A 14,845-nucleotide genomic window follows, 5' to 3' on the forward strand; every position below is an offset into this window, starting at 1 on the left:
AATTCGGAAAACAATGGAGCGTGTCATGAGGGCAAGAGACCTCGGCGTCATCATCGGCGACCACCCCACCGGTGCCCACAACGCCATCACCGACGTGCCCGGGGTGCGCGTCGGACACGTCACCCTCGACGCCGACGGGCCGCCCGCCGTCCACACCGGCGTCACGATGGTCGTGCCGCACGACGACATCTGGACCGAGCCCGTGTTCGCCGGCGCGCACCGCCTCAACGGCAGCGGCGAACTCACCGGCCTGGAATGGATCCGCGAATCCGGCGAGTTGACATCCGTGATCGGACTCACCAACACCCACAGTGTCGGCGTGGTGCGCGACGAGTTGGTCGCTGCGCAGGTACGGGCCCGCGGTGACGGCGTCTACTGGTCACTGCCCGTGGTCGGAGAGACCTACGACGGTCTGCTCAACGACATCAACGGATTTCACGTCAGATCCGAACACGCCCGCGCCGCGCTGGAGAACGCATCGGCGCAACCACCCGCCGAAGGCAACGTGGGCGGCGGCACCGGGATGATCTGCCACGGCTTCAAAGGCGGCATCGGTACGTCGTCGCGCATCACCGAGACCGCGACGGGTCACTACACCGTCGGCGTCCTGGTTCAGGCCAATCACGGCCGCCGGGAACGACTGCGCATCAACGGAGTCCACGTCGGTGAGCTGATCGGAGCGGACGCTGTACCGCTGCCCGACCTGCCGCCGCGTTACGAACCCGGATCCGGTTCGATCATCGTGATCGTCGCGACCGACGCACCCCTGCTCCCCCACCAGTGCACCCGCCTGGCGCAACGCGCCGCTCTGGCCGTCGGCCGGCTCGGCGGCACCGGTGAGCAGTACAGCGGTGATCTCATGCTGGCGTTCTCGACGGGAAACCGCGGAATCCCCCCGTATGCCTGGGACGAGAACGTGAGCACCGCCCAACCGGAGATCGGGCTCCGCATGGTCGCGCCGCAATTGATGACGCGACTGTTCGACTTGACGATCGACGCCACCGAGGAGGCCATTGTCAACGCGATGGTCGCCGCCACCACGATGACCGGCCGCCACGGCTTCACCGCCCACGCGATCGATCACGACCTGCTCCGCACCGCACTGTCGACCACTTCCCCCCAGGAGACCCCGTGACCGCCACGACCATCGCCGAATCTCGGCGACTGACAGGACAACTCGGCCCCGTCGGAATCGTGTTCATGGTGGTGGCCGCCGCGGCACCACTGACCGTGATCGGCGGCAACATGCCGCTGGCGATGGGCCTGGGCAACGGCGCAGGCGCACCCGTCGGGTTCGTGATCGCCGCCCTGGTGCTGCTGGTGTTCAGCATCGGGTTCGTGACGATGACACCTCACGTTCCCGAGGCCGGCGCGTTCTTCTCCTACGTCACAGTGGGTCTCGGCGGACGGATGGGCAAGGGCATCGCGGTGGTCGCCCTGATCGCCTACACCGCGATCCAGATCGGCATCTACGGATACATCGGCTGGGCAATCGCCGACACTGTCGCCCACTACAGAGGCTCCTCCCAAAGCCCCGACATTCCCTGGCCCGTCTACTCGTTCGTCGTCCTGGCGATCGTCGCCGTCCTCGGCTACCGCCACATCGATCTGAGCGCCAAGGTCCTCGGCGTCGCGCTGGCCTTCGAGATCGGCATCGTGGTGATCCTCGACGTGGTGATGGTCGCCAAGCCCGGCCCGGCCGGTGTCACCTTCACCTCGTTCGCTCCGGCGACGTTCACCCAGGGCACCATCGGAATCGCGATCCTGTTCGCGCTCACCGGATTCATCGGATTCGAGGCCACGGCGGTGTTCCGTGACGAGGCGCGCGACCCCGAGCGAACGATCCCGCGCGCGACCTATGCGGCGGTCATCATCATCGGCGCGTTCTACGCGATCACCGTGTGGGCGTTCGTGGTGGCGCTGGGCCCCGATCAGGTGACCGGTATCGCGCAGCGGACACTCGACGGCGACGGCAACATGCTGCTGGACACCACCGGCGACATGCTCGGCACCATAGGCCGCGACATCGTCAACGTACTGCTGCTGAGCAGTCTGTTCGCCTGCGTGCTGTCTTTTCACAACGTGATCGCGCGCTACCAGTTCGTGCTGGCCGGTAAGGGATTGCTGCCTTCGCGACTGGCCACTGTGCATGACGACCATGCGTCCCCGTCGTTCTCGTCGCTCGTCCAGACCGTGACGGCAGGGGTCATCGTCGCGGTTCTCGCGCTGCTCGGCATCGATCCGCTGGTCGGTGTGTTCGGTTCGATGGCGGGCGTCGCGACGGTCGGCATGGTGGTGCTGATGTTGACCACGTCTGTCGCGGTGCTCGCGTTCTTCCTGCGCCACCGCGAGCACGGCGGAACGTGGACGACCCGGATCGCGCCCGCACTCGCCGTGCTCGGGTTGCTCGCGAGCCTGTGGCTGGTGCTGTCGAACTTCACGCTGGTGACCGGCGGCAGCGTGACGCTGAGCACTGTGCTGGCCGCGATCCCGTTCCTCGGGCTGGCGGTCGGTTTCCTGGCGTGGCGGCCGTCGAAGTCACTCACGTGACCCGGTAGCCCCGTCGACGATCATCATCGCGACGTGCAGTGAGGTCATCGATTCTCCGTCGTCGAGGTCGACCCCCACGGCGGCGCGGATAGCGGCCAGCCGCTTGTAGAGGGCCGGTCTGCTCATGTGCAGCCGTTGCGCGAGCGCCGCCTTGTTGCCCGCGAGCCGCAGATACTCCCGCAGCACCGTCAGGTTGGACGGCGTGTCCGAGGAATCCTCGGAGAGCAGGCTTTTCAGTTCGGTCTCGGCGAATTGCTGGACACGCCGATCGTCACGCAGCAGGGACAGAAGGCCGCGCAGCCGAACGTCGGCGGCCCGGAAGTAGGGGCGGTGTCGATCCCCCTGCGCCAGAGCGACTTCAGCGATGTGCGCGGCCTCGGCCAGCCCGGACACCGCGTCGGCGATCTGCTCCGCCGGCGGCCCCAGCGCCAGCACCGACGCCATCGCACCGTCGACTCGACGCACCTGCTCCCGCAGCCGGGCACCCAGTGCCGCCAGTGTCGCGTCTGTGCCGCGAGAGTCCTTGAGGGACAGGATCATCACGACTTCCGAATCACCCCGCAGCGCGAACAGACCGGTGTGACCGGACGCGTTGACGGTGTGGGCAACCGCGTCGAGGAACGCGATGGCGCGCCGGTGACCGGCCACAGGGTCCGATGACGGGGACGGCCGTTCCGCGCGCACTGTGGCCGGGTGATACCGGGCGGCCCGCCGCAGTCCCAGCGCTTCGGCGCGCGCCGCCAATTCGCGCTCGTCGGTGAGGCGTCCCCGCAGCACGTCGTCGATGAGCCCGCTCTGCGCCTGATGCTGCAGCCCCGTTCGGTCCTGCTCGATCATCCGGTGCATGGCCAGCGCCGCCGCTGCCCGTTCGAGCACCATCTTGGCGCGATGCTCGTCTGCGGGTGCGCGAGGCACGACCAGCCGCCCCCACAGCTGGGTGCGAGGCCCGACACCGGTGACCGCCCAGGGCTCCGCCTGCTCGGTGCGTCCAGGGCTGCGGCGGGAGCGGCGCTCCCAGTTGTCGAGCAGATCCGCGGGTATCCCCGCCGACATCGCGACCGCCTGGTGCGAAAGATCCTCCAGCACAACCGGCTCGGCGAGGATCTGTGCTGCCGCATCGACGATTCCCCTCAGCGAGGCGCGCTTCATGGACAACTCGGTGAACGTCTCGTGCACGCGGCGGTCGAAGGCCACCTCGTCGTACTGCTCGGCGACGATGCGTCGGTGTACCGCTTCGGTGATCTCGACGAACCGCACCGTGCGGTGGAGGACGACCAGGGCGAGTGCGAGTTCCTCGGCGACGGCGCCGACCCCGGTCGGCAGCGCGGGCACCTGGGTGCCCACCTCCACGATGACGCCGAGTGCACCTGCGTCGGCGAGGCCACGCAAATACCTGCGCGGGTGCCGAGCCAGGGCCTTGCCTGTGGTCAGCACCAGCTCACCGCCCTGGAGCAGACTGGACAGGTCGGCCAGGTCGCTGCCGTGGACCCAGCGGATTGTCTCGGCCCACCGCTGATCGCTGAGGACTTCTGGATCGCCCTGCTGCACCACAGGCAGAGCGACGACCTCACCCACCGTCAACGGCATTGACACAGTGTATTGCCTGGGCCTGTTTTGATGACAGTGTGTATCTGTCACGATGTCCGTGCGCGCGCGAGACTCTTCGTATGGCTGCGCAGATTTCGCATTGGGTGAACGGTGAAGTGTTCGAGGGTTCTTCCGGTGCGTCGGCGCCGGTGACGAATCCGGCGACGGGTCAGGTGACCGGTCAGGTGGCCCTGGCTTCGGTCGAGGACGCGCGAGCCGTGATCGACGCCGCGGCGGCGGCGTTCCCCGCCTGGCGCGACACGTCGCTGGCCAAGCGCACCCAGGTGCTGTTCCGCTTCCGCGAACTGCTCAACGAGCGCAAGGGTGAGCTCGCCGAGATCATCACCAGCGAGCACGGCAAGGTCGTCTCCGACGCCCTGGGCGAAGTGGCCCGCGGCCAGGAAGTCGTCGAGTTCGCCTGCGGCATCCCCCACCTCCTCAAAGGCGGGTTCACCGAGAACGCGTCGACCAACATCGACGTGCACTCCATTCGCCAACCCCTCGGACCGGTCGGCATCATCTCCCCGTTCAACTTCCCCGCGATGGTCCCGATGTGGTTCTTCCCCCTGGCCATCGCCTGCGGCAACAGCGTCGTACTGAAGCCGTCGGAGAAGGATCCGTCGGCGTCGCTGTGGCTGGCCAAACTGTGGACCGAAGCCGGCCTGCCCGCCGGGGTGTTCAACGTTCTGCAGGGCGACAAGACCGCCGTCGACGAGCTGCTCACCAACCCCAAGATCAAGAGTGTGTCGTTCGTCGGATCGACCCCGATCGCTCAGTACGTCTACGCCACCGGCACTGCCGCGGGTAAGCGCGTCCAGGCTCTCGGTGGCGCCAAGAACCACGCCGTGATCCTGCCCGACGCCGACCTCGACCTGGCCGCCGATGCGATGGTCAACGCCGGTTTCGGCTCCGCCGGGGAACGCTGCATGGCCATCTCCGCGGCCGTCGCTGTCGGACCCATCGCTGACGACCTCGTCGCCAAGATCGCCGAACGCGCTGCCACCATCAAAACCGGCGACGGCACCAAAGACTCCGACATGGGCCCGCTGGTCACTGCCGCCCACCGCGACAAGGTCGCCTCCTACATCGACGCCGGCGAAACCGCCGGAGCCAAAGTCGTTCTCGACGGCCGCACCGTCACCGCTGACGGTGGTCAGGACGGGTTCTGGCTCGGCCCTACCCTGCTCGACAACGTCACCCCCGACATGACCGTCTACACCGACGAGATCTTCGGCCCCGTCCTGTCCGTGGTGCGGGTGGACACCTACGACCAGGCGCTCGAGCTCATCAACACCAACCCCTACGGCAACGGCACCGCGATCTTCACCAACGACGGCGGCGCCGCCCGCCGCTTCCAGAACGAGGTGGAGGTCGGCATGGTCGGCATCAACGTGCCGATCCCGGTTCCCATGGCCTACTACAGCTTCGGCGGCTGGAAAGCCTCCCTGTTCGGTGACAGCCACGCCCACGGCCTCGACGGTGTGCAGTTCTTCACCCGCCAGAAGGCCATCACCACCCGCTGGCTCGATCCCAGTCACGGCGGCATCAACCTCGGCTTCCCCACCAACTAAGCGAGAGAGCACCATGACGTCAACAGTGAGCGCGCTGCCCACCGGCGAAGACCTCGACACGGCGATCGCCCGCGGGCAGCGCGCCTACGATCTGGACCGCCAGCACGTGTTCCATTCGTGGTCGGCGCAGGCCCAGATCACGCCGATGACGGTGCTCGCTGCGCAGGGTTCCTACGTGTGGGACGGTGACGGCAACCGGCTGCTGGACTTCTCCTCGCAGCTGGTCAACACCAACATCGGCCATCAGCATCCGAAAGTGGTTGCCGCCATTGCCGAGCAGGCCGCCAAGCTGTGCACGATCGCACCTCAGCACGTCAACGACGCGCGCTCCGAAGCCGCCCGGCTGGTTGCCGAGCGGACACCCGGCGATCTCAACCGCATCTTCTTCACCAACGGTGGTGCTGACGCCGTCGAGCACGCCGTGCGCATGGCCCGCCTGCACACCGGCCGCTACAAGGTGCTCTCCCGCTACCGCTCCTACCACGGCGGCACCGAGACCGCGATCAACCTGACCGGCGACCCCCGCCGCTGGCCCAACGACCACGGCAACGCCGGAATCGTCCATTTCAGTGGGCCTTTCCTGTACCGGTCGACGTTCCACGCCGAGACCGAAGAGCAGGAAACGCAGCGTGCGCTCGAGCACCTGGATCGCCTGGTGCAGATGGAGGGTCCGTCGACGATCGCGGCGATCATCCTGGAATCGGTGCCGGGCACCGCGGGCATCATGGTCCCGCCGCCGGGTTACATGGCCGGTGTCCGCGAGATCTGTGATCGTCACGGCATCGTGTTCATCGCCGACGAGGTGATGGCGGGCTTCGGCCGGACCGGGCGCTGGTTCGCGATCGACAACTTCGACGTCGTCCCGGATCTGATCACATTCGCCAAAGGTGTTACCTCAGGCTATGTTCCGCTCGGCGGCGTCGCGATCAACGACGCGATCTACGCGACGTTCGCCGACCGCGCGTACCCGGGCGGGCTCACGTACTCGGGTCATCCGCTGGCGACCGCCTGCGCCGTCGCGACCATCACCGCGATGGAGGACGAAGGCATGATCGGCAACGCCGCACGCATCGGCTCCGACGTGCTCGCCCCAGGCCTGCGGCACCTGGCCGCTCGGCACCGCAGTGTCGGCGAGGTCCGCGGTCTCGGCGTGTTCTGGGCGATCGAGTTGGTGGCTGACCAGCAGACGCGCGAGCCGCTGGCTCCCTACGGCGGCTCCAGCCCCGCGATGGCCGCGGTGCTCGCGGCGTGCAAGTCCGGAGGGCTGCTGCCGTTCGCGAACTTCAACCGCATCCACGCGGTGCCGCCGTGCAACGTGACCGACGACGAAGTCGCCGAGGGACTGCGCATTCTCGACGCCGCGCTGGACGTCGCCGACGAGTACGCGCGCTGAGGATCGTTTTCAGACAGTCAGTTTCGCGAAGGACACGTCGACGCCATCCGGCACCCACGTGCGGGCCCGGAACACCGGGATGTCACCCAACGGAGTGGTGATCCATGATCGCTTGACGTCGACTCTGCCGTCGGGCATCACGAATTGCGCAGTGCCGAAACGGCTGTCGCCCAGCGTGACGATGTTGATGACGGAGCCGACGGGCGGGACGTCGCCTCTCGCAGTCCCGGCGTCGCCGTCGACGACATCGGTGACGAGGACAGCCTCGCTGCGGATTCCGTACAGGTCGTTCTGGGTCATCACGTCGGCGTCGACGCGTCCGATCCGGGTGCCCTTGGCGTCGTAGACGTCGAACTGTTGATAACCCTGGTATTGGATCTCCCTGGGCGGCAGACCGTTCACGCCGACGGGTTGCAGTGCCGAGACCGGAACCAGGGTCAGGCCGCGGGACACCTTCAGCGGTTGCGTCGACGGTGGCTCCGATGCGTCGATGAAGGTCTTGGTGCTGGTCTGCACACCGCCCGGGCCTACCTGTTCGACGATGAGCACGTCACCTGTCGGCGACGGAAGGGATTGGTACAGAACGTAGTTGTCGTCGTTGCCGGCGTAGACGACGTTGTAGACCGACCCGACCGGGGGAATCTGCCCGTCACCGGTGCCGACGTCGACACCGTCGTTGGCGGTGACCAGGATCGCTTGGGTGTATGTACCGAGGATGTCCGAAGTGGTCGTGAAGACACCTTCGAAGGTTCCGACCTGGGTGCCCGTCGCGTCGTACATTCCGAACACCTGCCGGCCTTGGATACTGGTGAACAGCGGTTGGATTCCGCTTGTGCCGGTGATGGTTTCGCCGTCAGGATCGGCGGGTGCGATGCTGTAACCGTTGGTGAGCCGCACGGGTCTGTTGTCGAATGTGTGGTCGGCGATGCCGGCGGCGCCGTCGAACGTCAGGGGCAGAGGGATGCTGCCGAACGGGGTGACGATCTTGAAGGAGATCACGTCACCGGTTGCGGTCGGCATCGCCGTGTAGGCCCAGCCGACGGGACCGATCGTGAATGTGGCTATCAGCGATCCGACTGGGGGAACCTGTCCTGGACCGGTTCCGACGTTCGTTCCCCCGTTGTCGATGACGAGCAGCGAGGTGTAGTTGTAGCCGAGCCCGCGCCCGACCAGGGCGTCGAACTCACCCACCGACTCTTTGGTTCGCGGATCGACGATGTCGAATTTCTGTTGGCCTTGAACGAGGCTGGGGGCGCCGGGAAGGTAGGTCCAGCGGCCGTAGAACGACGTGATCTCCTCCGCAGAGTCCGGCACCAGGCTGTAGCCGTTCAGCTTCAACCGTGGCGGCGCGGCGGTGGGACTCGGCATGCCGATGTTGAGCACCGATACCGCGACGGCGAGACCCACCTCGAGCACCGATGTGAGTGCGAGGCTCACCACCCCGGGCGGCACGTCGCCCGCTCTGCGCATTTCCGCTCGCTTGACCAGCGGTGTTGACGCGACGGTGACGGTCTCCGTCTCGGCTCGCCAGCGGCTCTGGCGGGCGGTCATCGGACGGGTTGTCTCACTTCGCCTTTCGCTCGATGTGGGCCGCGGTTCACGCTCGGTGGCGAGTGTCCGCTTGCGCGGTGCGGCGTCTTCAGTCGGCGCGTCGGCGTGGTCGTGCGGGGCGCTCTGGCGCGCATCCCGCCGGGCCGCCAGACTGGTCCGCCGAGCCTGGCGCGTCTCGGCCTTTTCGTCACCGCGCTCTCGCAGCTGTCGTGCGCCACTGGATCGTGGCGTCTCTTTGGCAGCCGTCTGCGATGAGTCGGCCGAGGACGAGTCCGGCGCCGCAGATGCCATCGGACAACTTGTCATCACGGCGGCGCCCACACCGAAGAAGACCGCCAGCGCGCCCACCCGCCCGATTACCCGCGAAGCATTCATCGCGTCCGAAAGTAGCCGGTCAGCGACTCCTGCGCGCGATTTCTCGCGGCCACATTCGGCGGCTCGAGATTTGTCGGTGGTCGAATATATGTTCGAATCATGTCGGAGGTGCGGGAGGCGGTGGCGGTCTTGCGGGCCGCTGTCGACGGCGTGCTCGCTGCCGATCTGGACCTCTCGACGGCTGCGGAGCTCACGGAGCTGCTCGATGAGGTGGAATCGGCGGGCTGCCGGTTGCCGGCGGCCCAGCATCGGGCGTTGGCCCGGCTGCAGATCGAGACCACCCCGCATGCGATGGGGGCGAAGAACTGGAAAGACGTGCTGGCGATCCGCTGGCGGATCAGCGGCGGTGAGGCGCATCGCCGGTTGACTGAGGCCGCGCTGCTCGGGCCGCGGGTGTCGCTGACCGGAGAGCCGTTGCCGCCGGTGTTGCCGGCGACCGCTATCGCGCAGGAACATGGGCTCATCACCGGGGAGCATGTCACCGAGATCCGCAAGGCCGTCGACAAACTGCCCGGCTTCTGCGATACCGCGACCCGCGAGCAGTTCGAGGTCGAGCTGGTCCGCACGGCGGTCGGTGCCGGCCCGAAAGAGACCCGCGACGCCGCCGATCTGACCCTGTTCCTCCTCGATCAGGACGGCCCCGAACCCGACGATGCGGAACGCACCCGCAAACGGGGTCTGAAGAAATCTCGGCAGGGTCGGGACGGGATGACGGCGTGGTGGGCGGATTTGACGCCGGAGGCTGCAGCGGTGTGGGAGGCGATCTTCGCCAGATACGCCGCCCCCGGCATGTGCAACCCCGACGATGACGAACCCTGTATCTCGGGGACGCCGACCCAAGCGCAGATCGACAACGATCACCGCAGCCTGGCCCAACGCCAACACGACGCCCTGCTGGCGGTGGGGCGGATCGCGTTGATGAGTGGCGAGTTGGGTCAGCTCAACGGGTTACCGGTGACGGTGATCGTGCGCACCACCCTGCAGGATCTGGAATCCCGCGCCGGGATCGGGGTGACCGGTGGCGGCACCCGGCTGCCCATCCGCGACGTGATCCGGATGGGCGCGCACGCCTCCCACTACCTCGCGGTGTTCGACCGGGCCACCGGCTCCGCCCTGGACCTGTTCCGTACCCGCCGGGTCGCCTCGGCGGCGCAACGGATCATGCTGATTGGCCGCGACGGTGGCTGCACGAAACCCGGCTGCCGGGTCGGGGCGTACGGATGTCAGGTCCACCACGTCACACAAGATTGGGCTGCGGGTGGGCTGACCAACATCGACGACCTCGGCCTGGCCTGCCCACCCGACAACCGCAGCGTGAACGACGGCGGCTGGACCACGACGATGAACACCCGCCACGAAGTCGAATGGGCCCCACCACCGAACCTCGACACCGGACAAGCCCGGGTCAACACCCACCACACCCCAGAACGCCTCCTCCGCCCACCCGACGAGCAGGAACCCACCCAGGCGTCCGCCGACCCCGCAGAACCCGGCGGACCCGCACCACCCGACAACGAAGCGGCTTGATGTTCGGGCGTGATCGCGCACCGGCGCCACGACACGGCGGCGGTATCCATGCCCGCCAAGGTGACGGGGCCGTCTCGTTCGGATGGCGAAGTGGTGTCACAGCGTTACTGACCGGTCCGTCTGCTGACATCATCTGACGAGTGGCGCCGTACACCGTCAGAATGACGGACAGCAGACTGGCAGTTCGCCTCGCGGCGCTGGCGTCGCTGGGCGCTGGGATCATTCACGTCGCAGTCGTCCCCGCACACTGGCAGGAGTGGGCTCCCTCGGGCGCGTTCTTTTTCTTCCTGGCTCTCTTCCAGGTGATCTGGGCTCGGTCAGTTCTCGCGCACACCACCATTCCGGTACTGAGCGCTGGAGTTCTGCTCAACGTCGGCGCGCTTGCGCTGTGGGCGGTATCCCGCACCGCGGGAGCTCCGTTCGGTCCGAACGCCGGGCACGTCGAGCTGATCGCCGGCGCTGACGTGTGCGCGGTGCTGCTCCAGATCTACGTCGTGATGGGCGCCGGTTGGGTGTGGTACCGCGGCCTGCGCGGAGCTCCCGTGCCGACCTTCGCCGGCGCCGTGATCCTCGTCGGCGCCGTCGGTGTCGTCGCGATGGCATCAACGGTGGGCGCGGCCTCCGGACTCCAGCACGGCGAGCATCACACCGGCGGCCACGGGCCGGCCGGTCATGCCGACGGCGCTCATGACGTCGGCCCCGAAGCGGTCACTCCCCCGCCGGCCCTGCGCCCCGTCCAATCACCCTCGCCCACAAGCGAACCGTTCCCTGCGGCGGTACCCCTGAGCGGTCACGAGGCCCACGACCACGCACACTGACTGGCCGTCACGCAATACTGCGCGCGCTGGGGCTGAGGTCGAGTCGGCGCAACAGCTGCGCATTCAACGCCACCACGACGGTCGACAGCGACATCAGGACCGCGCCCACCGACATGGGCAGGACGAACCCGACGGGTGCCAGTACCCCAGCGGCGAGCGGCACCGCCACGAGGTTGTATCCGGCTCCCCACCAAAGGTTTTGCTGCATCTTGCGGTAGCTCGCGCGGGACAGCTCGATCACCGACAGCACCGAGCGCGGGTCAGAACTGGCCAGGATCACTCCCGCCGAGGCGATCGCGACGTCGGTGCCGGCCCCGATCGCGATGCCGACGTCGGCCTGAGCCAGCGCGGGCGCGTCGTTGACGCCGTCACCGACCATCGCAACCTTCCTGCCTTCGCGCTGCAGGTCAGAGACCTTGGTGGCCTTGTCTTCTGGGCGCACGCCCGAGAACACACGGTCGATGCCGAGCTCCCGCCCGACGGCCTCGGCGACAGCCGCGGCGTCACCGGTGATCATGACGACCTCGACACCGAGTTCGCGAAGGGCGTCGACAGCGTCGCGGGACTCCGGCCGGATGTCGTCGGCAAGGCGAAGTCCACCGATCACCACGCCGTCCCGGACGACGTGCAGGATGATCGCGCCTTCGGCACGCCACGCGGCGGCAGCTGCGATCTCCTGGGCGCCTATCTCGTCGAGCAGCCGGGGCCCGCCGACACGGACTTCGCGACCGTCGACGGTCGCTGTGACACCCACCGCCGGAGATGACGAAAACCCACGAGCTGAAGGCACTTCGAGGCTGCGATCATGGGCCGCCCGCACGATGGCCTTCGCCAGGGGATGCTCGCTGTCGGCCTCGGCAGCGGCAGCCAGCGCGAGTACCGTCTCGTCGTCGAGGCCGGCCTCGGCGTCGACGGCGGTCACCGTCGGCTCGCCCGTGGTGAGGGTGCCCGTCTTGTCGAACAGCACCGCGTCGACGGTGCGCATCCCTTCGAGAGCCAGCCGATCCTTGACGAGCACACCACCAAGCGCGGCTCGCTCGGTGGCGATCGACACGACCAGGGGAATCGCCAAACCCAACGCGTGCGGGCAGGCGATGACGAGCACGGTGATCGCCCGCACGACGGATGCATCCGGGTCCCCGACGAGCGTCCACACGACCGCCGTGACAGCAGCGGTGATCAGGGCGAACCAGAACAGCCAACCGGCCGCTCGGTCCGCGAGTCGCTGGGCCCGCGACGACGAGTTCTGCGCCTCGGTCACCAGGCGCTGGATGCCGGCAAGGGCGGTGTCGTCGCCGGTCGCGGTGACCTCGACGCGCAGACCGGAATCGGTGGCGACGGTCCCCGCCGTGACCACGTCACCGACGCCACGGGTGACGGGGCGTGATTCGCCGGTCACCATCGACTCGTCCATGTCCGCACGCCCGTCGACGATCGCGCCGTCGGCGGGAACGCTGCCACCGGGTCGGACGAGGACCACATCGCCGACGCGCAGGTCTGCCGGTGCGACGGCCACCGTCCGGTCGCCCTCGACTTTCTCCGCCTCGTCGGGAAGAAGCGCCGCAAGTGAATCCAGCGCGGAGGTCGTCTGGGCCAGCGAGCGCATCTCCACCCAATGGCCGAGCAGCATGATGACGATGAGCAGCGCGAGTTCCCACCAGAACTCGAGTTCGTGGTGCAGCAGACCGAGGCTCGCCCCCCAGGACGCGAGGAATGCGACGGTGATCGCCAGGCCGATCAGCAGCATCATCCCGGGCTTGCGTGAGCGGATCTCGCTGACGGCGCCGGTGAGGAAAGGACGCCCACCGATGACGTACATCGCCGTACCGATCAGCGGTGCGATCCACTGCGCTCCGGGAAAGCCGGGTAAGTCATAGCCGACCAGCATGGCGAACATGGTCGAGAACGCGACGACGGGAATCGCGAGAATCAGGTTGATCCAGAACAGCTTTCGGAACTGAGCAGCGTGGTCAGTACCGTGGCCGGCGTGCTCGTGTGTCACCGTCATGGGCGTCCTCCGCGTTCACCATATACCCCCACGGGGTATATGAACAGATGCGCTCCGGAGGACATTCCCGAAGGAGCGGCGCGCTACTGTGATTCGCGAAAGTACGGCTCGACGGTGCCGCTCAGCTTCACGACCATCGGATTGCCGCGGCGGTCCCTCGCGGTGGGGACTTCGACGCGCACCCAACCCTCGGCCACGTCGTACTCGTGGACGTTCGTCCGCTCGACGCCGTTGAAGCGGATGCCGACGTCGCGGGTGAGCACCTCTTCGTCGTAGAAGGGGCTGCGCGGATCGATGGAGAGGTGATCCGGCGGAACGTCTGGGGTCTGATCCTGCGACATGCCCCAAGAACCTACGCGATCCGATGGGAAGGGATTCCGTCGCCGTCACACCCGTGCCGTTGACGGGCGGCCCCGGTTGCTTCAGTAGGAGATTCGATCGATCCCGGCCGGGGTGGCTACCCCCCAAAGACTCACAGCCACACACCATCCCACACGTCGGCGGACACCACGGGCGCACCGTGACCAGGGAGAAGCGCGGTGACCGCCAGCGCACGCAGCCGAGCATTCGACTCGCGAGCAGCCTCGCCATCGACGAACTCCGGTGTGAACCATGCTCTTCCGCGACGCGTCAGGACGGCGTCACCTGACAGCAGGGTTCCCGATGCTGCGTGCCACAGAGCGACGCTGTCATCGGTGTGTCCGGGAGCGTCGAGGATCTGCCATGACGGGGCACCGGGGAGGCGGTCACCATTACGCAAGACACCTGCGGGGGCGCTTCCGCTCCAGACCATGCGATCGCTCCGACCGAAGCCGGCGCACCGCGTGCCGCTCCACAGCCCGCTGATCGCCGACCAGTCCACAGGCTGATCTCGGAAGACGGCTGCGATCTTCGCTTGATCCCGCAGGCCGGGAGTACGGGCTTTCTCTCCCGCAATGTAAGAATGCGTCCGCTCGGGAAGATGAACACCGACGCCGAATCGCTCGGCGACTGCGGGGGCTCCCGCGAGGTGGTCGCTGTGCCCGTGCGTCGCGACCACGGCGCCGACCGACCCGCCCAGGTTCTGGATCACCGGCGCGATGTCAGCAACGGCCGAGGGCAGCCCGGCATCGACGACGACCGGGCCTTCATGGATGACGTAGCAGTTCCAGATCCACCGGGAGATCCTGGTGACACCTGCGCCGTCGTAGGTTTCGATCACCGGGTCGCGAGCCATGGATGATGACCTTCTCCCGTTGTGTGTGGGGTGATCTCACGCGCCGCCGGTGTAAAGCGGCCAGGCCAGATACGAAAATCGCCCCGACCGAGTGGTCAGGGCAGTCTCCGTGTCGAAAAGTGGAGCTAAGGGGATTCGAACCCCTGACCCCCACACTGCCAGTGTGGTGCGCTACCAACTGCGCCATAGCCCCTGATTGTTGTGCTCATCGAAGCTACACCACGACCCGGTTCCGCTCAAAATCGCAGG

11 protein-coding genes and 1 tRNA gene are annotated in these 14,845 nt (G+C 67.3%); 6 read left to right on the plus strand and 6 right to left on the minus strand.

Features of this window, described 5'->3' with window-relative positions:
* The first annotated feature begins 25 nt into the window (after positions 1 to 25).
* On the plus strand, positions 26 to 1,135 hold the full coding sequence (locus ACZYYX_RS23745) for a DmpA family aminopeptidase (RefSeq protein ID WP_463817072.1): 1,110 nt from the start codon (positions 26 to 28) through the stop codon (positions 1,133 to 1,135).
* Between the two features lie 65 nt (positions 1,136 to 1,200).
* Positions 1,201 to 2,550, plus strand: coding sequence for an APC family permease (locus ACZYYX_RS23750; RefSeq protein ID WP_463817217.1), 1,350 nt, complete (start codon positions 1,201 to 1,203; stop codon positions 2,548 to 2,550).
* Here ACZYYX_RS23750 and ACZYYX_RS23755 read toward each other — a convergent pair.
* Complete coding sequence (locus ACZYYX_RS23755; RefSeq protein WP_463817073.1) at positions 2,539 to 4,137, minus strand: PucR family transcriptional regulator; 1,599 nt, start codon at positions 4,135 to 4,137, stop codon at positions 2,539 to 2,541. The genes ACZYYX_RS23750 and ACZYYX_RS23755 overlap by 12 nt on opposite strands.
* Before the next feature lie 80 nt (positions 4,138 to 4,217).
* Here ACZYYX_RS23755 and ACZYYX_RS23760 point away from each other — a divergent pair, with 80 nt between their 5' ends.
* Complete coding sequence (locus tag ACZYYX_RS23760; RefSeq protein ID WP_463817074.1) at positions 4,218 to 5,708, plus strand: CoA-acylating methylmalonate-semialdehyde dehydrogenase; 1,491 nt, start codon at positions 4,218 to 4,220, stop codon at positions 5,706 to 5,708.
* A 13-nt stretch (positions 5,709 to 5,721) separates the two neighbouring features.
* Complete coding sequence (locus ACZYYX_RS23765; RefSeq protein WP_463817075.1) at positions 5,722 to 7,101, plus strand: aminotransferase class III-fold pyridoxal phosphate-dependent enzyme; 1,380 nt, start codon at positions 5,722 to 5,724, stop codon at positions 7,099 to 7,101.
* Between the two features lie 9 nt (positions 7,102 to 7,110).
* Here the strand turns inward: ACZYYX_RS23765 and ACZYYX_RS23770 are convergent, their stop codons facing one another.
* Positions 7,111 to 8,652 (minus strand): hypothetical protein, encoded by a 1,542-nt coding sequence (locus ACZYYX_RS23770; protein WP_463817077.1) that lies wholly within the window; start codon positions 8,650 to 8,652, stop codon positions 7,111 to 7,113.
* A 459-nt stretch (positions 8,653 to 9,111) separates the two neighbouring features.
* Here ACZYYX_RS23770 and ACZYYX_RS23775 point away from each other — a divergent pair, with 459 nt between their 5' ends.
* Together ACZYYX_RS23775 and ACZYYX_RS23780 are read left to right on the plus strand one after the other, a co-directional pair.
* Positions 9,112 to 10,554, plus strand: a complete 1,443-nt coding sequence (locus ACZYYX_RS23775) for an HNH endonuclease signature motif containing protein (protein WP_463817218.1) — start codon at positions 9,112 to 9,114, stop codon at positions 10,552 to 10,554.
* Positions 10,555 to 10,715: 161 nt separating this feature from the next.
* The gene (locus ACZYYX_RS23780; protein ID WP_463817079.1) at positions 10,716 to 11,372 is read left to right on the plus strand and encodes a hypothetical protein; all 657 of its coding nucleotides are present in this window, start codon (positions 10,716 to 10,718) and stop codon (positions 11,370 to 11,372) included.
* A 7-nt stretch (positions 11,373 to 11,379) separates the two neighbouring features.
* On the opposite strand, the gene ACZYYX_RS23785 is transcribed toward ACZYYX_RS23780, so the two are convergent.
* From ACZYYX_RS23785 to ACZYYX_RS23800, 4 genes are all read right to left on the minus strand, one after another.
* Positions 11,380 to 13,380, minus strand: coding sequence for a heavy metal translocating P-type ATPase (locus ACZYYX_RS23785; RefSeq protein ID WP_463817081.1), 2,001 nt, complete (start codon positions 13,378 to 13,380; stop codon positions 11,380 to 11,382).
* A gap of 83 nt (positions 13,381 to 13,463) precedes the next feature.
* Positions 13,464 to 13,721 (minus strand): DUF3297 family protein, encoded by a 258-nt coding sequence (locus ACZYYX_RS23790; RefSeq protein ID WP_463817082.1) that lies wholly within the window; start codon positions 13,719 to 13,721, stop codon positions 13,464 to 13,466.
* A gap of 131 nt (positions 13,722 to 13,852) precedes the next feature.
* Positions 13,853 to 14,596 carry an MBL fold metallo-hydrolase gene (locus ACZYYX_RS23795; protein ID WP_463817084.1) on the minus strand — a complete coding sequence of 248 codons (744 nt, stop codon included), beginning with the start codon at positions 14,594 to 14,596 and terminating at the stop codon, positions 13,853 to 13,855.
* Positions 14,597 to 14,716: 120 nt separating this feature from the next.
* A tRNA-Ala gene (locus ACZYYX_RS23800) sits at positions 14,717 to 14,789 on the minus strand.
* Positions 14,790 to 14,845 lie beyond the last annotated feature (56 nt).

This window comes from Mycobacterium sp. IDUB_1 (assembly GCF_055419625.1).